Annotated in this window: 17 protein-coding genes; 11 read left to right on the top strand and 6 right to left on the bottom strand. The window is 60.9% G+C overall.

From position 1 onward, the window contains the following. Positions 1 to 3 precede the first annotated feature (3 nt). The gene (locus RIN49_RS08150) at positions 4 to 210 is read right to left on the bottom strand and encodes a hypothetical protein (protein WP_309119677.1); all 207 of its coding nucleotides are present in this window, start codon (positions 208 to 210) and stop codon (positions 4 to 6) included. A gap of 281 nt (positions 211 to 491) precedes the next feature. On the opposite strand from RIN49_RS08150, the gene RIN49_RS08145 reads away from it, so the two are divergent. Both RIN49_RS08145 and RIN49_RS08140 read left to right on the top strand, forming a co-directional pair. Beyond that, a complete protein-coding gene (locus tag RIN49_RS08145; protein ID WP_309119676.1) occupies positions 492 to 1,985 on the top strand; it encodes an alpha-N-arabinofuranosidase in 1,494 nt (497 codons plus the stop codon). Then, positions 1,982 to 2,272, top strand: a complete 291-nt coding sequence (locus tag RIN49_RS08140; RefSeq protein ID WP_309119675.1) for a DUF6171 family protein — start codon at positions 1,982 to 1,984, stop codon at positions 2,270 to 2,272. Before RIN49_RS08145 ends, RIN49_RS08140 begins: the two co-directional genes overlap by 4 nt. Before the next feature lie 4 nt (positions 2,273 to 2,276). Here RIN49_RS08140 and RIN49_RS08135 read toward each other — a convergent pair whose 3' ends face one another. Further along, on the bottom strand, positions 2,277 to 3,188 hold the full coding sequence (locus RIN49_RS08135) for an ArsR/SmtB family transcription factor (protein ID WP_309119674.1): 912 nt from the start codon (positions 3,186 to 3,188) through the stop codon (positions 2,277 to 2,279). Between the two features lie 507 nt (positions 3,189 to 3,695). On the opposite strand from RIN49_RS08135, the gene RIN49_RS08130 reads away from it, so the two are divergent. From RIN49_RS08130 to RIN49_RS08120, 3 genes are all read left to right on the top strand, one after another. Then, the gene (locus RIN49_RS08130) at positions 3,696 to 4,889 is read left to right on the top strand and encodes a glycine C-acetyltransferase (RefSeq protein ID WP_309119673.1); all 1,194 of its coding nucleotides are present in this window, start codon (positions 3,696 to 3,698) and stop codon (positions 4,887 to 4,889) included. A gap of 12 nt (positions 4,890 to 4,901) precedes the next feature. Then, positions 4,902 to 5,873 (top strand): NAD-dependent epimerase/dehydratase family protein, encoded by a 972-nt coding sequence (locus tag RIN49_RS08125; protein WP_309119672.1) that lies wholly within the window; start codon positions 4,902 to 4,904, stop codon positions 5,871 to 5,873. Between the two features lie 62 nt (positions 5,874 to 5,935). After that, positions 5,936 to 6,505: a helix-turn-helix domain-containing protein gene (locus RIN49_RS08120; RefSeq protein ID WP_309119671.1), complete on the top strand. Its 570-nt coding sequence runs from the start codon at positions 5,936 to 5,938 to the stop codon at positions 6,503 to 6,505. Here the strand turns inward: RIN49_RS08120 and RIN49_RS08115 are convergent. Together RIN49_RS08115 and RIN49_RS08110 are read right to left on the bottom strand one after the other, a co-directional pair. Next, complete coding sequence (locus RIN49_RS08115; RefSeq protein ID WP_309119670.1) at positions 6,502 to 7,758, bottom strand: ATP-binding protein; 1,257 nt, start codon at positions 7,756 to 7,758, stop codon at positions 6,502 to 6,504. The two genes, RIN49_RS08120 and RIN49_RS08115, sit on opposite strands and share 4 nt — an antisense overlap. Positions 7,759 to 7,792: 34 nt before the next feature. After that, on the bottom strand, positions 7,793 to 8,587 hold the full coding sequence (locus tag RIN49_RS08110; RefSeq protein WP_309119669.1) for a helix-turn-helix transcriptional regulator: 795 nt from the start codon (positions 8,585 to 8,587) through the stop codon (positions 7,793 to 7,795). 306 nt (positions 8,588 to 8,893) lie between these two features. Between RIN49_RS08110 and RIN49_RS08105 the strand changes: the two genes are divergently transcribed. From RIN49_RS08105 to RIN49_RS08095, 3 genes are all read left to right on the top strand, one after another. Further along, complete coding sequence (locus RIN49_RS08105; RefSeq protein ID WP_309119668.1) at positions 8,894 to 9,121, top strand: hypothetical protein; 228 nt, start codon at positions 8,894 to 8,896, stop codon at positions 9,119 to 9,121. Next, positions 9,076 to 9,891 (top strand): type 2 periplasmic-binding domain-containing protein, encoded by an 816-nt coding sequence (locus RIN49_RS08100; RefSeq protein WP_309119667.1) that lies wholly within the window; start codon positions 9,076 to 9,078, stop codon positions 9,889 to 9,891. Before RIN49_RS08105 ends, RIN49_RS08100 begins: the two co-directional genes overlap by 46 nt. Before the next feature lie 163 nt (positions 9,892 to 10,054). After that, entirely contained in the window at positions 10,055 to 10,828 is a 774-nt protein-coding gene (locus RIN49_RS08095; RefSeq protein WP_309119666.1) for an SDR family NAD(P)-dependent oxidoreductase, read from the top strand. A gap of 13 nt (positions 10,829 to 10,841) precedes the next feature. Here RIN49_RS08095 and RIN49_RS08090 read toward each other — a convergent pair whose 3' ends face one another. Together RIN49_RS08090 and RIN49_RS08085 are read right to left on the bottom strand one after the other, a co-directional pair. Continuing rightward, positions 10,842 to 11,363 (bottom strand): DUF6653 family protein, encoded by a 522-nt coding sequence (locus tag RIN49_RS08090; protein WP_309119665.1) that lies wholly within the window; start codon positions 11,361 to 11,363, stop codon positions 10,842 to 10,844. Beyond that, positions 11,360 to 11,992, bottom strand: coding sequence for a TetR/AcrR family transcriptional regulator (locus tag RIN49_RS08085; protein WP_309119664.1), 633 nt, complete (start codon positions 11,990 to 11,992; stop codon positions 11,360 to 11,362). Before RIN49_RS08085 ends, RIN49_RS08090 begins: the two co-directional genes overlap by 4 nt. Before the next feature lie 373 nt (positions 11,993 to 12,365). On the opposite strand from RIN49_RS08085, the gene RIN49_RS08080 reads away from it, so the two are divergent. The 3 genes from RIN49_RS08080 to RIN49_RS08070 all read left to right on the top strand — a co-directional run bounded on the left by RIN49_RS08080 (position 12,366) and on the right by RIN49_RS08070 (position 17,776). Further along, positions 12,366 to 14,675, top strand: a complete 2,310-nt coding sequence (locus RIN49_RS08080; RefSeq protein WP_309119663.1) for a helix-turn-helix domain-containing protein — start codon at positions 12,366 to 12,368, stop codon at positions 14,673 to 14,675. A gap of 114 nt (positions 14,676 to 14,789) precedes the next feature. Further along, entirely contained in the window at positions 14,790 to 16,100 is a 1,311-nt protein-coding gene (locus tag RIN49_RS08075; RefSeq protein ID WP_309119662.1) for an alpha-L-fucosidase, read from the top strand. 5 nt (positions 16,101 to 16,105) lie between these two features. Beyond that, positions 16,106 to 17,776 (top strand): hypothetical protein, encoded by a 1,671-nt coding sequence (locus tag RIN49_RS08070; protein ID WP_309119661.1) that lies wholly within the window; start codon positions 16,106 to 16,108, stop codon positions 17,774 to 17,776. Positions 17,777 to 17,784: the final 8 nt, after the last annotated feature.

The raw sequence follows: 17,784 nt of genomic DNA, 5'->3' as shown, positions 1-17,784 counted from the left end.
CGATTAGCCGGCGTTGAATTGGATTCCCTGCGTCGGACACATGACGTTACGAATTCCCTCCTTCGCGGCTTCCGCGTTACCCTGGAAGAGGATGCCTCGGGAGGCGAGTTCCTTGCACACGGCCGAAATAAACTCTTCGTGAAACGCTCGTTCCCCCTTCGCGATGTAATGGTAGGCGTCCAACAACGCTTGGTTCGAAAGTTTTTGCACGACAACCATCCTTTCCCATAGAATACCTTCATCATACTGAGGATTCGGTAGAAGTGACAAGGAAGAAAAACCCCTAAGGTTCGACATCGTGTCGAATCGACTCGGGTTCCGTCAGAAGCAGCCTTCGTTCGGCATTCGCCGAAGGAGGCTGTTTTCTTTTTCTGCATGACCGGGTTTCGGATTGCGAAGTCTGCAAATGTCTATTAATATAGAAGGTGAATTAATGAATAAGTCATACGATTAATAACATTATTAATTCAATGAAGAGGAGAATGATTGCAATGACCAACCAAGTCGTGATCCACGCGGATCGGCCGAGAGGAACGATCGACCGCAATATTTACGGCCACTTCTCGGAGCATCTCGGGCGCTGTATCTATGAAGGGCTGTGGGTCGGGGAGGACTCGCCCATCCCGAATACGAATGGGATTCGCAACGACGTCCTGGACGCGCTGCGGCGGATGAAGATTCCCGTCCTGCGTTGGCCCGGCGGCTGCTTCGCCGACGAATACCATTGGAAGGACGGCATCGGGCCGCGGGAGCGGCGCAAGCGTATGATCAATACCCACTGGGGCGGCGTCGTCGAAAACAACCACTTCGGCACGCATGAGTTCATGATGCTGTGCGAGCTGCTCGGCTGCGAGCCGTACATTAACGGCAACGTCGGCAGCGGAACGGTGCAGGAGATGTCCGAATGGGTGGAATACTTGACGTTCGACGGCGTGTCGCCGATGGCGGAGCTGCGGAAGTCGAACGGCAGGGAGGCGCCCTGGAAGGTAAAATACTTCGGCGTCGGCAACGAAAACTGGGGCTGCGGCGGCAATATGCGGCCGGAATATTACGCGGACTTGTACCGTCAATTCCAGACGTACGTCCGGAATTACGGCGATAACCGCATTCATAAGATCGCGTGCGGTCCGAGCGAGGGCGACTATCATTGGATGGAGACGCTGATGAAGCAGGCGGGCCGGTTCATGGACTCGATCACGCTGCATTACTACACCCTTCCGGGCACCTGGGCGGAGAAGGGGCCGGCGACCGGCTTCGTCGAAGAGGAATGGAGCGTCACCTTGAAGAAGGCGATGCACATGGAGGAATTGATCTCGAGACATTCGGCGATCATGGATCAATACGATCCGGACAAGCGAATCGGCCTGATCGTGGACGAATGGGGGACGTGGTACGACGTGGAACCGGGCACCAATCCGGGATTCCTGTATCAGCAAAATACGATCCGCGACGCGCTCGTGGCGGGCATGACGCTGCACATCTTCCATCGGCATTGCGACCGCGTTCGGATGGCGAACATCGCGCAGCTGGTGAACGTTCTGCAGGCGGTTATCTTGACGGAAGGCGAGAAGATGCTGTTGACGCCGACGTATCATGTCTTCGAGATGTTCAAGGTGCATCAGGACGCGGAGCTGCTCGATACGCACGAGACGATCGGGACGATCGGCGGCGGCGCGAACGAGCTGCCCCACGTGTCCGTCTCCGCTTCGCGCGACGCGGAGGGGCGCATCCATGTGAGCCTGTGCAATCTGGATCATCGGGCGAGCGCAGGCGTCCGCATCGAACTTCGGGGCTTGGCGGAAGGGAAGGTAAGCGCGAGCGGCAGGACGCTGACCGCGGACCGGATCGACGGGCATAATACGTTCGATTCGCCGGAGCGAGTGGCGCCGAAGCCGTTCGTCGATTTCGCGATCGAGGGGAACGCGCTTGCAGCGACCGTAGCCCCGATGTCCGTTACGGTGCTGGAGCTGATCGCCGATCGATGAGGGCGGGGAACGAGGCGGATCGGGACTGCAAGGGGTGCCGGAGCGACTTCCGAGTGACCGAGGAGAGGGTCGATAAGATCCTCTCCTCGCCGATGTTTCGACCCGGGAGCGCCTATTGCGTGCCGGATGCGGTCTACGAGGAGCGGCTGGCGCGCTGCCGCGCTTGTCCGAAGCTGATCGACGGTCACACGTGCGTCGTGTGCGGATGCTTGGTCCGAATTACGGCGAAGCTGAAGGAGAAGCGCTGCCCGATGCCGGGCGGGGCAAAGTGGGAGCCGTACGCTTAGAGGCTTAGATCGACCGATAATACGTGCGGAAGACGATGTCTTGATTGTAATTGCCGAATCCGGCGCCGTACAGCGTCAGTCCGCCGACGTGCGCGGCGTCTTCCTTGACCTCCAGACGGAGCGTCCACTGATTGCGCTGCACGGCCAAGTCGCGCAGCCCGACCGACGACATGCGCTGCCCGTCCAGGTAGGTGCCGTCTTCGCGAATCTGGATGAGCTTGAGGAAGCCGTATTGATTGACTTGATCCGTCCACCAGGCCGGCGTCAACGCGCCTCGGCCTTCGCCGGAATCGCCCGGGCTCGTCCAGACGCCCAGCTCCTTCTGGTTCAGGGAGAAGGTGATGTCCGACGGCCAATCCCGGTTGACGCCGGGCGCCTCCGAACCGATCTCCAGCGAAATCTCGATTTCTTCGAGCCTCTGGGAGGAGAGCAGGAAGTTCGGCAGCCGATACTCCACGAACCCGCGGCCGAACCATAGAATGCTTGCCTGGACGCGCTCGGGATCGAGGAAGAAGCGCGGGTCGTCGAACTGGCCGATCATCTTGCCGGTCGTCGCGAGGCCGCAGGTCGGGTACACTTCGTGATCGTTGTAGTGGCCGACGGGAACGACGACTTCATGGAACGTCCTCGCTTCCTGCCGAACGTGCGGGAACAAGACTTCGACGCCGGGCACGGCGAGAGCGTTCATCTTGTGCGTGCCGCCGTCCTTGCGCACCATCACGGAGGTGACGATGCCGGCGGCCTGCAGCTTCTTGACGTGCATCGATACGATCGCGCCGCTCAGGCCCAAGCGTTCCGCGATATCTTTGTTATTCATCGATTGCTCGGACAGCATGCGGATGATGTGCAGCCGGACGTCGCTGGCCAACGCATCGTACAGCGGGAGCCATTGCGGGTCCGCGGAAGCTTTGATCATGGGATCCTCTCCTTCGAGAGATTTTGATCTTATTGTAGAGGATTGGGTTAATGGAAATCAAATGTATTTAAGCGACGCATTAATTCAATGAGCGCCGCCGCCCCTTGCCGAGCACGATTCGTCGGGGGGCGGCGGCGCTTTTCTACGAGGAGGCGTTCGCCCATTCGTCCGAGATGCTGCCGACGGTGGCAAGGTCGCTCGCGAAGTGATGCAGACGGGGAATCCTCCCGTTCAAATTTAAATCGTACGTCTTAAACGGTCATCGAACTGGAAATGGTCTCTTCTATTCCGCCCGTTCAGCGGATGCCGCCCCGATCAAGCCGATGAGAGGGAGGTTATCCTTTCCGCGATCCCGTAGAAGCCGCCAGACTGTTTCTTTGTACAATTTTCTAAAAACATTGTTTCAATATAACATACTTTTGTGTATTATAGTGTACATAAATGATAACGTATTTTTTTCCGTGATCGCGCACAAACACAAAGAACTATTTCACTGGGGGAATATCCATGACGAGTCGAACGTTCGCCGCTTTCCTGCAACGCAGTCTGGAAGAGCTGAAGGAGCAAGGGTTGTATAACTCTATCGAGCCGCTCGAGGGGCCGAACGGCCCGACGATCGCGATCCGCGGCCGCGAGCTCGTCAATTTGTCGTCGAACAATTATTTGGGCCTCGCGACCGACGAGCGGCTCGTGGAGGCGGCGGTTCGAGCCGCGCGGGCGTGGGGCGCCGGCAGCGGGGCGGTACGCACGATCAACGGCACGCTTCGGCTGCACGAGGAGCTGGAGGCGAAGCTCGCCGCGTTCAAGGGGACGGAGGCGGCCGTCAGCTTTCCGTCCGGTTTCGCCTGCAATATGGCGGCGATCTCGGCCGTCATGAGCCCCGGCGACGCGATCCTGTCGGATGAGCTGAATCATGCGTCCATCATCGACGGCATCCGGCTGACGAAGTCGACGACGATTCGATATCGGCATTCCGACATGGACGATCTTCGGGCCAAGGCGCGCGAGGCGCGGGACTCCGGCAAGTACGAGAAGATCATGGTCGTGACGGACGGGGTGTTCTCGATGGACGGCGATCTCGCGAAGCTCCCCGACATCGTCGAAATCGCGGAGGCGTGCGATCTGATCGTGTACGTGGACGACGCGCACGGTTCGGGCGTGCTCGGCGGAGGCGCGGGCACGGCGAAGCACTTCGGCTTGTCCGACAAGATCGACCTGCAGATCGGGACGCTGTCGAAGGCGGTCGGCGTCGTCGGCGGATACGTCGCGGGCTCGCGCGAGCTCGTCGACTGGCTGAAGGCGCGAAGCCGGCCGTTCCTGTTCTCGACCGCGCTGCCGCCGGCCGCCGTCGGCGCTTCGATCGCGGCGATCGAGCTGCTGCAGGAAAGCCGGGAGCTCCAAGAACGGCTGTGGCGCAATGCGGCGTATTTGCAGCAGGGGCTCCGGGCGCTCGGATTTTCCGTCGGCGCCACGGAGACGCCGATCACGCCGTGCATGATCGGAAGCGAGGAGACGACGCAGCTCTTCAGCAGACGACTGTATGAAGAAGGCGTCTATGCGAAAGCGATCGTCTTCCCTACCGTGCCGAGGGGGACCGGCCGCGTGCGGAACATGCCGTCCGCCGCGCATACGACGGAGCAACTCGACGCGGCCTTGGCGGCGTATGCGAAGGTCGGTCGGGAGCTGCGGTTGATTCCGTAAGGGGGGCTCGAGATGAGACGAATCATCATTACCGGCGCCTTGGGCCAGCTCGGGCAGGAGCTAACGCCGCGGCTGCGCGAGCTGTACGGAGACGAGGCCGTCCTTGCGACGGACATCCGGACGGACGGGAGCCGGGCCGCGCTCGGCGGTCCGTTCCGCACGCTGGACGCGACGGCGGAAGGCGCGATCTACGAAGCGGCCGCGGCGCATCGAGCGGATACGATCGTTCACCTGGCGGCGCTCTTGTCCGCGACGGCGGAGGCGCGGCCGCTGTTCGCCTGGCAGCTCAACATGGGGAGCCTCCTTCAAGCGCTGGAGGCGGCGAGGGCGCTCGGCTGCCGCTTGTTCTGTCCGAGTTCGATCGCGGCGTTCGGACCGGGAACCCCGAAGTTCGGCACGCCGCAGGATACGCTGCAGCGACCGACGACGATGTACGGCGTGAGCAAGGTGGCGGGGGAGCTGCTCTGCGATTATTACGCGCTTAAGTACGGCGTAGACGCGAGAGGGCTGCGGTTTTCGGGGCTCGTCTCCCATACGGCGCCGCCCGGGGGAGGGACGACCGACTACGCCGTCGAGATGTACGCGGAAGCCGTGCGCGCCGGCAAATACGAGTGCTATCTGCGCGCGGGCACTTTCCTGGACATGATGTATATGCCGGATGCGATCCAAGCGATCGTCGCGCTGATGGAAGCCGACGCGGCGAAGCTGAAGCATCGCAACGCCTTCAACGTCACGGCGATGAGCGTCGACCCGGAGCGCATCGCGGCGAGCATTCGAAGGCGCATCCCGGGCTTCGAGCTGACGTATCGGATCGATCCGCTTCGCCAATCGATCGCCGACGGCTGGCCGAGCGCGCTGGATGCGGAGGCCGCCGCCGCGGAGTGGGGATTCCGTCCGGCGTACGACCTGGACCGGATGACCGACGAGATGCTCGAGCGTCTGTACGAGAAGCTGGATCCGAATCGCGCGAAGCTCAGCGGGTAGCGGATTTATGGTATGATACGGAAGATATCGAAACTATGGCGATGAAGGGTGCAGCGAGCGGAATGGAACCGATTCATAAGAAGGTAGGCAGAAACCTGCAGGCGATTCGGAAATCGCGGGGACTGAGCCTGGATAACGTCGCCGAGCTGACGGGCGTCAGCAAGGCGATGCTCGGTCAGATCGAGCGGGGAGACTCGAACCCGACGATCTCGGTGTTATGGCGCATCGTCGGCGGACTCGGCATCTCCTTCACGACGTTGATCGAAGAAGCCGATGCGAACGTGACGGTGGTGTCGCCGGCCGAGGTCGAGCCGTTCGTCGAGGAGGACGGCGCGTACCGGGCGTATCCGCTCTTCCCCTATAACCTGCGAACGAAGTTCGAGTCGTACTTGGTCATGCTGGATCCCGGAAGCGAACATGGCGCCGAGCCTCATAACGAGGGGGTCGAGGAGTACATTTTCGTGCATAAGGGCGTATTGGAATTACGAATCGGGGACGACGTCTACCTGGCGCCGGCGGGCAGCTCCGTGCGGTTCTCCGCGAACCGGCCGCACCGGTACGTCAATCCGGGCGCGGAGACGGCGCAGTTTTATACGGTCATCTTCTACGCGGATGCCGCGGCCCGAGGCTAATCGTCTCCGACGAGCGGCAGCCGGATGTGGAATTCGGTGCCTTCGTCCGGCTTGCTGACGACGCGCAGCTCTCCGTTCATCGAATCGATGATTTTCATCGCGACCATCATGCCGAGGCCGGTGCCCTGATCGCCCTTCGTCGTGAAATACGGCTCCCCCAGGCGGGCCAGTTGCTCTTCCGTCATGCCCTTGCCGTTATCGACGATGGATAATCGCAATTCGTCGGATTGCCGAACGGTTTCGATCCGAAGCTTGCCTTGCGACGGCATCGCCTCGATGCAATTTTTCATGAGATTGATTAAGCAATGCTGAAGCGTCTTCTCCTCGCCCCTCACGAAATAATCGTCCACCCGCTTGTCGATCTCCACCGAATTCATGTTCGCGAGCGGCATCAGCAGCTGAAGCGAGCGATCGATTTCTTCCTTGATATTGAGAATTTCGATCTTGCCGGCGGTCGGCTTCGCGAACAGCAGGTAGCTTTGGATAATGTCGTTCGCCCGGTCGATCTCGTCGAGCGAAATGCGCACATACTCTTCCCGCTGCTCCTCCGACAGGTTCTTCCGCAGCATTAACTGCAAGAAGCCTCGCACCGCCGTCAGCGGATTCCGAACCTCGTGCGAGACGGAAGCCGCCAGATGGCTGACGATCTCCATCTTTTCCGCCTTCATCACTTGTTTGTGAATGAGCACGAATTCATGGAACAGCTCGTAAAAATAGAGGAGCAGCGCCGTAACGGATAACGTGACGGCGATGTATCCCATTACGAATCCTATGGAAAAGGTCGCCCCGAACAGCAGCGTCGAATTCAGCAGCGCGAGCGCTCCGGCGAACAGCGATACGGCGCTGCCGACGACGATTTTCTTCCGCTTCCCCGCTTGCGCATACGTCTTCCGAACCGCCAGCAGCACGATCAGCACGACCGATACGACCATCGCCGTCGCGAGCGCGCCGGATCCCCCGACGAGCAGGAAGCGGGAGAGAACGGTGGCGCCGGCCAGGAAGAAAATCGTAGGGGCGCTCCCGTACAGCCCTCCGAGCGTCAACGCCACCAGCCGCAAATCGAAGATGTACCCCTCCATAATTTCCACCGGGAAGGCGATGCAGAGGATGACGGCGAGCGCGGTGGACAGGCTGTATATCCAATGCTTCTGCCTATTGATCCGATATAGGTTTAATTCCAGCAGGATCGGAATGAACAGCAGGAACACGATTAAAAACAGAACGTTCAGCAATAACTGTTCCAGAAGATTCAAGGTATGCCTCCAGTGCTCTATGACTCGCTTAGCGTTAAATCCAATGGTTGTGACGGAACGCGGACGGGTTGACGCCGATCTTGTCCGTGAACGCCCGGCAAAAGTACGAGCCGCTCTCGTATCCGCAGCGGTAGGCGATCGACTCCAGCGTGTCGTTCGTCTCCACGAGCAGCCGCTTCGCCTCGTCGAGCCTTACCTTCGTCAAGTAGGCGGCGGGCGTCGTGCCGTAGACGGATTGGAATCTTCGGGTGAGCCGAGACGGATGGAGCCCGATGCGCTCGGCCACGTCTTGCAGCTTCACATCTCCGCTTAGCGCCTCCCGCTGGATGAGGTCCATCGCCCGCCGCATGAGCGGATCGGTCGGTCGCCGCGCCGCGTCGGTCTGCATCGACTCCAGCTCGCACAGCAGCAGCAGGTCGGCGACGAGCCGGTCGCGGGCTTCGCTGACCTCGGGCGAGTCCGCGAAGCGGCTGCGCTGCAGCTTCTTGAGGTACGAGAAGGTGGACTGCAGTCGGTTCGTATCCCGGATCTTCACATGCACGTCCGGGAGCGCCGGGGAACGAGCTTCGTCCGGATCGGGCGTAAGCTCGAATTGAATATGGTAAAAGCTGACGGCGGACAGGGCGCGGCGCTTAAAATTGACGCCCGTCGGGCAGAACACGAGGTCGCCGAACGCGGCGACGCCCGTCCGGTCGCCGATTTCGTATTCGAAGCTGCCCGTCTCCATCGTTAACAACGCGTTGTATTTGCTGATCTGCTCCGACATCATGAAGCCGGGCTGCGGACCGGCGAAGATGCAGTGATGCACGCGAACGCGGTCGGCGATCACGAGGCGCCCTCCCTCCGATGACTGGATTCTCCCTCATGCTACGTCCCCTCGCAACCATTGTCAACGAAAAACCGACGCCTCCCCTACGCAAGAAAGTGTAAATTTCGGCGCGAAAAGTGCATTTCGTTCACCCGGTTCTTTCTTGTAGTCTAGAGGTAAAACCTGTTTACGTCCTGTGCGCCCCCGCGGCGATAAGGACAAAAAACGGAAAGCGGGCCGAAACGCGTCCCGCATGCCCGGAGGGTCGGTTATACTGGGGACATCGGCGCGCCGCATGGCGGCCGGTTCATCGAGGGGGCGATCGGGTTGAAGCATCATGGCTATTACCGGAAGCTGCTCGTTTCTTACTTGCCCATCTTCTTTTCCGCGTTCACCGTGTTGGTCATCGCGCTGCTGTTAGGCTCGATGTACTTGTCCCGAGAAGCGATCAAGCGGGAGAGCCTCGTTATGGCGAAGTTCGTCAACGGCGCGATGGACCGGGAACTCGCTTGGATCGGGCGGCGCACGGCGTACCGCAAGGCCGCTATGTCATGATCGACGGCAAGCTGACGCCTTGGCTGCTCGCTCCGGGGTATCTGGACGCGGTGAAGTTTCTCAATCAGCTATATCGGCAAGGCTTGATCGATCCGGAATTCGCCACGGTGCCGACGCTGCAATCGTTCGAGAAGCTGTGGAACGGCAAGGTCGGGGCGTATAACTTCAACGCGGACGGAACGACGCAGAACTGGCTCACCCGCTACGTGGAGGAGCCGAAGCCGGTATTCGCGTACACGTACCTGAAGGGGCCGAACGGTCAAGGGGGCCATGTACGTCCCGTGATGGAGGACAGCGGCGCGTATACGGTCATCTCCAGCACCGCGAAAAACCCGGAAGCCGCGATGCAGGCGCTCGATTATCTCGTCTCGGTCGAAGGCGACCGACTCACCTGGGCCGGCGTGGAGAACGTGCACTACAAGTGGAATGCGAGCGGGCAATTCGAGTGGATCCCACCGTTCGACGACGCGGTGAAGCTGCGCGACGCAGGCGGATACATGTACTCCGTCATCATCAACCGCGGCAGCCAGGGCCTCCGCGAACAACTCTACAACGACATCACGCGGGAAGCGCGGCAGATGGTGTTGGACCGTACGCTCGAGGACGCCTATATTTTCGGCTTGCCCGAGGTGCAGAAGGAACGAGGGACGATTCTCGACGATATGGAAAAGGATAGTTCCGCACGATCGCCATTACGTCGAGCGGCGATCTCGACGCCCTGTATGAGGAGTTCAAGGCGAAATATTTGGCCGAGGGCGGCGCGGAATTGATCGAACAGGCGACCGAAATTTATAACGCCGAGCAAGCGGCGCGGGGCAACTGAAGTCCGGCCTTCGCTCGGGGGAGCAGCGTTGGCCGCGAGTAGGCTGACGCTGCTTTTTTTCTGTATAATACTCGGCATAACGGAACCATTGAACACTGGAGGAATCGAGTATGTTTTTACCATCGTTTCGGTTGGACGGGATGACGGCGGTCGTCACGGGCGCGGGGCGGGGCATCGGCCGGGCGCTAGCGGTCGGGCTCGCCGAAGCGGGAGCGGACGTAGCGATCTTGTCGCGCACGGCGGAACAATTGGCTCTCGTCGCGAAGGAGATTCGGGAAGCGACGGGGAAGGAGGCGCTCTGCCTTCCGTCCGACGTCACGCGGCGAGCGGACTTGGAAGCGGCCGTGGCCGAGACGATGCGGCGCTTCGGCAAGATCGACGTCCTCGTCAACAACGCGGGGATGAACATTCGGACGCCGGCCCTCGAGGTGACGGACGAGCAGTGGGAGCGCATCGTGCAGACGAATCTGAAGTCGGCGTTCCAGCTCTCGCAGCTGGTCGGCGAACGGATGAAGGAACGAGGGAGCGGGCGCATCGTCAACATCTCCTCCGTCGCCGGCCATACCGCGCTGAGAACGGGAGTCGTGTACGGGTCTACGAAGGCGGCTCTGATCCAGATGACGAAGATTCTCGCCTTGGAGTGGGGGAAGTACGGCATCCGGGTCAACTCGGTCGGGCCCTGGTACTTCAAGACGCCGCTCACGGAGAAGCTGCTCGCCGACGAGGCGTTCGTGCAGGAGGTGGAATCGCGGACGCCGCTTCGACGCATCGGCCGCCTGGAGGAGCTGGTCGGACCGGTCGTCTTCCTCGCCTCCGACGCCGCGAGCTACATTACGGGGCAAACCCTGTACGTGGACGGCGGTATGACGATTTACGGGTTTTAAGAGCGTCCCGGCATTACCGAGAGTCCGGGGACGCCTTGCCCAAATTACGGTACGCCTCATGGTGCTTCATATCCTCGTAGAGCCATACCATCCGGTCTAGAAACCAAAGCTTGCCGGCGTACACGAACGCCGCGCCGAGCATCGTCATCCACAGGTCGAGCCGGAAGACGCCGACGATCACAAGCGCCGCGCCGACGCCGGCCGCGGCGCTCAGCACATGGGGCAGCCGCGCATGACGGGAGGGTACGGGAATGCGGTCGCGATTCAACCAGACGCGTTCGCCGAGCACGCATTTGGACGCCCAATTGTCGAGAGAGGCCGGGCGCTTGAAGATGTGCGGATTGACCGCGGCCCAGAGGATGGCGATCGCGACGGGAACCGCCGCTCCGTACCCGAACCATTCCCTGCTCCAGAAGGCTGCGATCAAGACCGGCAGCACCGTGTTTCGGGTCCATACGCTCCAGGGGTTGGCGTGGCGCATCCATGCATGCTCGTCAAGCTTGTAGAGCTTGCTTAATTTTCGTTCGAAGGTCATCGCTTGCTTCCCTCCTTGTCCGTTGGCCGGTAAATCCCCGATTCGATCATCTCGAGATACATCCCGATTTGTTCGAGGAACGGCTCCAGCAGGTCCAAGCCTCTGTCGGGGCGTTCCCGATGCCGCTCGATGAAACGGATGCCGAGCAGGTTCACGACGCTCGTCACCAAGTCGAAAGCAAGGGAAGGGTCGACGCCCGCTCTTATTCTCGACATGTCGACGTTCTCGAACGAGACGGACATGTGAGCGGCCATCAGGCGTCTGCGCTCCGCGATCAAATCCGCCACTTCCTCCGGGATCGGAGCGGAGAATGCCCCGACAAGCAGCTTATACGTCGCGGGCTCGTGCAAGTAAAAGTTCATCTTCGCGCGGCTCATGCCGACGATGCATTCGAACAGATCGGACGGCAGCTCCGACAAGGCGTTCTTCATGAAAAAAGCGACGCGCTCCAGTCCATGATCGAGCACGGTGGCATACAATTGCTTCTTGCTTGAAAAATAGTGAAACAAGATGCCCTTGGAGATGCCGGCTTGTTGAATGATTTGATTCGTCGATGTTTTCTCGTAGCCGAATGCCGCGAAATGCTCCAGAGCAATGTCCAGGAGAAGCTTCTTCTTGTCCTCGACCAATGTCCTCCTCCTCTTCCCGCGCATGACTTGACCGGGTGGTCAATTCGATATAAACTCATTATACCTGTCACCGACCACGTGGTCAACATGGAAGTCGGTTACGTGCGAAGATGCGCCGGAACGTTAGCGTCACTCCTTCTATTTCTGATTCGCCAAATCTAGGAAGCTGTTCGAACGCAGCCCCTTCGGAGAGACGCCGCCCGCGTTATCCCCCGGAACGAAGGATTTGGGCGTCGACATAAGAAATGTACCTTGCGCCCGCGGAAGCTTCTCGTCTATTTTGGGGATAAATTGAAGCGCTGGGCGCTTGTTCGGCCTACGAAGTCCTGTTAAGGTGGGGGTATCGCGAGTACGCTTGAATCGGGGGCGTCTTATGAGACAGGGAACGAAGAAGCGGTTTGACGGGTTCTACAAGTTGTTGTTTTCCTATTTGCTCATCCTCCTCATTCCGATCGTCATCGGCGCATATGTGCATTTCCAAACCTTGAACGCGATCGAGGCAGAGGCGAAGCGAACCGGCCTTGCGATGCTGGATCAATCCGGCAAGATCGTCGACGAACAGCTCAATTTCATTCTCGGCATTACGAATCGGCTCACTGTCAACAGCGACGTGCTCCGATTCGCGAACGTGAACCTGCCGCTGACCGACCAGAATCATTACGAGCTAATGGAGCTTTCCAAGGAGTTGGCGAGCCACCAGTACTTGAACGTCTACGTTAAGGACATTCTGCTGCATTTCAAGAAGTCGGATACGGTGCTGACGACGCGGGGCATTTTCCACGGGGGCGAAGAATACGAGTATTTTCTGAAATACGGCAAGTTGTCCTACGAGGAATGGTCGGCGAAAATGACGGGACCGGGCTACAGCTTCCACGAGCCGGCGATCGTTCAAGGCGCCTCCGGGGTATACGAGACGGTCGCCTTCACGGCGCCGATTCACCTCGGCATGTCCTGGCAATCGAACGGCGCCGTCGTCGTCTATATCGACGAAGCGAAAATCCGGGAGCTGCTTCTGCCGCTGACGAACAACACGGGCGGCTGGGCGTTCGCGGTCAACGCGGAACGCGCGCTCATGGTTTCGACGGACGCCGGCGCCATGCCGCCGATCGAAGCGGTGCTCGCTTCGGAGCGGCGGAACGGCTACTTGACGTACGAGGGCGAGCGTTACTACGTCACCTCCACGGTATCGAGATATTCCAATTGGGCGTACTATTCGATCATTCCGGAAGAGGTGTTCCTCGAGAAGCTGAACTATATTCGGCAGACGATTCTGTCGATCACGGCGATCTCGTTGCTGGCCGGGGCGCTGACCGCCTTGTACATGTCCTATCGGTACCGCAAGCCGCTTACCCGGCTGCTGCGCGAGCTGACGGAGTCCGGCAAGGTGCAGCGCAAGCGCGAGGAAGACGAGTTCGAATACATCTTGAATACGTACAAGAACATTGCGAACCGCCATAACGACTTGAAGCGCGTGATGGAACGGCAGCTGCCCATGCTGCGGACAGTATGTATCGAGAAGGCGATGCGGGGGGAATTCAAGAGCGAAGAAGAGGCGAGGACGTTCGCCGAACGAGCGAAGCTGGCGCTTTCGGGCGACCGCTTCCTATGGGCCGTGGCGCGAATCGAGAAGTACGGGGGCGCGATTACGGACGAAATCTTGCAGGAGCTTCACTTCAATACGTTCGTGATCAAAAACTTGGCGAACGACGCGATCGGCTCCGTCTTCGCGCACGACTTGAGCGAGGATTCGATCGCGTTCCTGATTTGCTCCTCCGAGGCGGACGCGGCCCCCGGTTCGGCGCTGGCGGGCAAGCTGGAGCGGCTCGTCTATTTCGTCACGGAGAAGTTCCGCATGAACGTCCGGTTCGCCGTCGGCGCTCCGCAGCCGCGTCTCGCGGACAGCTGGAAGTCGTATACCGAGGCGATCGGCACGTTGGACTTCGCGGAGCCGAATCGCGTCGCGTGGGCCGAGCTGATGGAGCTGTCCGACGAATATTACTACCCGCTGGAAATCGAGAGCAAGCTCGTGCAAACCGTGAAGGCCGGGGAAGAGAACGCGTTGGACGCGCTGCTGGAGCACGTCTACGACGGGAACTTCCGGCAGCGGAAGCTGTCCGCGGAGAGCAAGCAGCAGCTCGTTCTGGAGATGAAGGGAACCGTGTATAAAGTCGCGGGGCAGCTGCAGAAGAACGACGCGGCGCTGCGAAGCGCCGTCGAGCAATCGATGGAGCGGCTCGGCCCGGAAGACGCGCCGCAGGCGTTCGGTTCGTTGTCCGGCTTGCTGCGCGAGCTGCACCGGTACGCGGCGCGGATGAAGAAGGACCAGGGCCATGAGCTCATTCACGAGATGCTGGCGTACGTGGAGCGTCATTTCGACGACGCGAATTTATCGTTGTCGACGTTGTCCACGCATTTCGAATTGACGGAAAACTATATCTCCTTCCTGTTCAAGGATCGGATACATCATAATTTCTCGACGTATTTAGAAAACCTGCGTATGGAGAAAGCCTGCGAATGGCTGGCGACGACGGAGGAACCCGTCCAACATATCGCGGGCCGCGTCGGGTACAACAACGACAAGTCGTTCCGAAGGGCGTTCAAGCGGGTCAAGGGGTTGCAGCCGACGGCGTATCGGGAACAGGCTCAAGCGTTTCGCGATTCCGCGAAAGCGTCCGGCGAATGAGCAAGAAACCTTAACTTTTCAGCAATATCGAATAGAGACCTCGTCTTGCGGGCGGGCGTATACTTTTCCTAATGTGAAGCGTTTCCAAAACGACGTTCGGACGGAGGAGAGAGGATGGGACTGGACGTAAAGCCGACGATCGGCGACAGCTCCTGGTTCACGCAAAGCCGCTTCGGCATGTTCATTCATTGGGGGCTGTATTCGCTCGGGGCGAGGCACGAATGGCTGCAGTCTCGCGAGTTTCTGAGCGCCGCGCAATATCGCGACAAGTACTTCCGGCGTTTCGATCCCGACCTGTACGATCCGGAGCTGTGGGCGGACTTGGCGCTGCAAGCGGGCATGAAGTATTTCGTCGTCACGACCAAGCATCATGAGGGCTTCTGCTTATGGGACTCGAAATATACGGACTATAAGGCGCCGAATACGCCCGCGGGGCGCGACGTGCTGAAGCCGATGGTCGAGGCGTTCCGCTCGCGCGGCATCCATCCGGGATTGTACTACTCCTTGCTCGACTGGCATCACCCGGACTATACGGCGGACGCGAAGCATCCGCTGCGATACGACAAGGCTTTTCTGGAAAAGGACGCCGAACGTCGCTTCGACCGCTACGTCGAATATATGTTCAACCAAACGCGGGAGCTGCTGACCGAGTTCGGCAAGATCGATCTCCTGTTTTTCGACTTTTCGATCCCGCCGTTGGAAGGCTTCCTCGGCAAGGGCAAGGACGAGTGGCGGAGCGAAGCGCTCGTCAGGCTCATTCGGGAGCTGCAGCCGAACATTCTGCTGAACGATCGGCTGCAGGTCGGCGGCGACATTACGACGCCGGAGCAGTACCAGCCGCGGAAGTGGATCGAGGTCGGCGGCCGGCGGGTCGTCTGGGAGGCGTGCCACACGTTCAGCGGGTCATGGGGCTACTACCGGGACGAAGAGACGTGGAAGAGCGTCGATCAGCTCGTGAAGATGCTGATCGACACGGTGGCCAAAGGGGGCAATCTGTTGCTGAACGTCGGCCCGACGGGCCGCGGCGAGTTCGACGAGCGGGCCGTCGATCGGCTGAAGGGCATCGGCGCATGGATGAGGCGGCATCGCCGCTCCATCTACGGCTGCACCGCCGCTCCCGACGAATTCGCGTGCCCGGCCGACTGCCGGCTCACGTACAACCCGGACGCCAACCGGTTGTACGTGCACGTCTTTAGCTGGCCGTTCAAGCACCTGCATCTGCCGGGCTTCTCCGGCCGCGTGGAATACGCGCAGCTGCTGAACGACGGCTCCGAAATTCGGATGACCGAAGGGAAGCAGGAGATGACGATGGAGGCGGGCGCCTTCAACGAGGGACGGTCGGAGGATACGCTGACGCTCGCCCTGCCGGTGAAGAAGCCGGACGTCGCGGTGCCGGTCATCGAACTGTTTTTGAAGGGGAGGTGACGGGAATGACGGATACGATCGCGCGGCCGACTCCGCCGACGCTCGGACTGCAAGGGCCCGTCGTCGCCTGGCACGATCCATGGGCGAAAGAGCGGTCGGATGAGATCATGCGCACCGGTACGGGCATCGTCTACCCGTCGCAGGACCCGGCGCCGACGCCCGGCGAGTTCGTCCGGGCGATGCAGGAGCTGGGCGCGGCGTTCTACGTGCATCATCTGATCCCGAGCCTCGCCGGGCAATCGGAGATGATCCGCGACCTGGCGCGTGCCGGGATGCGGCTGTGCCTCGGGAACGAGTACGGCAATATTAACGGACCGTACGTCGAGGGCACGAACCGGTACGACGTGCCGGACGAGATGCTGGCGGAGGCGGCGAGCGCCGGCATTCTGATGGGCGTGCTCTACGACGAGCCGGAGCATCTGCAGATCAACGCGGGGCAATATCGGAAGGACGCGTTCCTGCCGCATTGGGGCGCGACGGACGGACTATCGTTACCGGAAGCGTCCGACCGCGTGGCGTCGGCGGTCGCGAGTCGGGCGCTTGCGGTGCGGCGCATCCTGGAGGCCGAAGGGCTTCGCGCCGATGCGGCGCCGCTCGTCTCCGAGCAGGTATTCCCGGTGCTGTTCCACGTGCAGGCGCGCGGGGGCATGGCCGTCTGCCCGAAGGTGATGAAGGAGTCGTTCCAGCCGCTGCAGCTCGCGACGGCGCTCGGCGCCGCGAAGCAGTACGGCAGGGACCTCTGGATTTGCGCCGATCTGTGGGGGCCGGACGTTGGCCCTTGGTTCACGCGAACCTCAGGGTTCCCGGGCCACTCTCCGGAAGAGTTCGCGTCCGCGCTGCGGATGGGGTACCTGATGGGGCCGACCCATCTGTTCGCCGAAAATATCGACTGCCTGCTGCGGCACGAAGGCGGCGGTCGATTCCGGCGCACGGCGTTCGGCGACGCATGGGAGGAGTTCGCGCGAGGCTTCGTGCCGAGCCACCCGCTCGACTGGTCGCACCGCGACGCGGAGGCCGACATCGCGTTCGTTCACGCCGACGACAGCAATTACGGCCAGAACGCGAGGCTGTTCGGGAACCGGAGCCTCGAGGCGCCGGCCGAGACGCAGAGCGTGTTTCACGTCTGGCGCCTGCTCAGCCGCGGCGCGATCCCTGCGCACGGCAGCTGCATGCATATCCCCGGCTACGACTTCCCGCGGCACCGGCTGAAGAAGGAGACGCCGATCGGCGACTTCCCGCTGGAGCGCGGACGGGAGTGGGGACGCGGCCAAGGCGTGCATCCGCTCTTCCTGCCGTCTAATAACGTGCTCGTCTACGACGAGACCGTCTCGGAGAAGCGGCTCGGCTCGCCGCGGCTCATCGTTGCGGCCGGGACGCGGCTGTCGACAGGGACGCTGAACGCGATGCGCCGGAAGGCGAACGACGGCGCCTTAGTCGTTATCGCAAGCTGGTTGGCGCCGGAGGCGTGGCGGAGCAGCGGTCGGGTCGGGAACGGGCAATGGCTCGTTACCGACGATTTCCTCGGCGACGAGCGGGTGCGCGAGGCGATCGAGCCGTTCCTCGGCTCGCCCGATCGCTGGACGCAGCGGTTCGGCGGGACGGAGGTTCGGTTCGCGAAGGGCGACGCGGCGGGCTTTACGCTGGACTTCGAAATCGCGCGTCTTCGGACGCGGTAAGGGAGACG

It is taken from the genome of Paenibacillus sp. (genome assembly GCF_031177825.1).
Classification (GTDB): domain Bacteria; phylum Bacillota; class Bacilli; order Paenibacillales; family YIM-B00363; genus Paenibacillus_AE.
This window is presented reverse-complemented; position numbering and strand designations above follow the sequence as displayed.

Excerpts from the sequence above, each read along its gene's own strand:
- RIN49_RS08145 (WP_309119676.1), top strand. The coding sequence starts at position 492 with ATGACCAACCAAGTCGTGATCCACGCGGATCGGCCGAGAGGAACGATC.
- RIN49_RS08140 (WP_309119675.1), top strand. The coding sequence starts at position 1,982 with ATGAGGGCGGGGAACGAGGCGGATCGGGACTGCAAGGGGTGCCGGAGC.
- RIN49_RS08135 (WP_309119674.1), bottom strand. The coding sequence starts at position 3,188 with ATGATCAAAGCTTCCGCGGACCCGCAATGGCTCCCGCTGTACGATGCG.
- RIN49_RS08130 (WP_309119673.1), top strand. The coding sequence starts at position 3,696 with ATGACGAGTCGAACGTTCGCCGCTTTCCTGCAACGCAGTCTGGAAGAG.
- RIN49_RS08125 (WP_309119672.1), top strand. The coding sequence starts at position 4,902 with ATGAGACGAATCATCATTACCGGCGCCTTGGGCCAGCTCGGGCAGGAG.
- RIN49_RS08120 (WP_309119671.1), top strand. The coding sequence starts at position 5,936 with ATGGAACCGATTCATAAGAAGGTAGGCAGAAACCTGCAGGCGATTCGG.
- RIN49_RS08095 (WP_309119666.1), top strand. The coding sequence starts at position 10,055 with ATGTTTTTACCATCGTTTCGGTTGGACGGGATGACGGCGGTCGTCACG.
- RIN49_RS08090 (WP_309119665.1), bottom strand. The coding sequence starts at position 11,363 with ATGACCTTCGAACGAAAATTAAGCAAGCTCTACAAGCTTGACGAGCAT.
- RIN49_RS08080 (WP_309119663.1), top strand. The coding sequence starts at position 12,366 with ATGAGACAGGGAACGAAGAAGCGGTTTGACGGGTTCTACAAGTTGTTG.
- RIN49_RS08075 (WP_309119662.1), top strand. The coding sequence starts at position 14,790 with ATGGGACTGGACGTAAAGCCGACGATCGGCGACAGCTCCTGGTTCACG.
- RIN49_RS08070 (WP_309119661.1), top strand. The coding sequence starts at position 16,106 with ATGACGGATACGATCGCGCGGCCGACTCCGCCGACGCTCGGACTGCAA.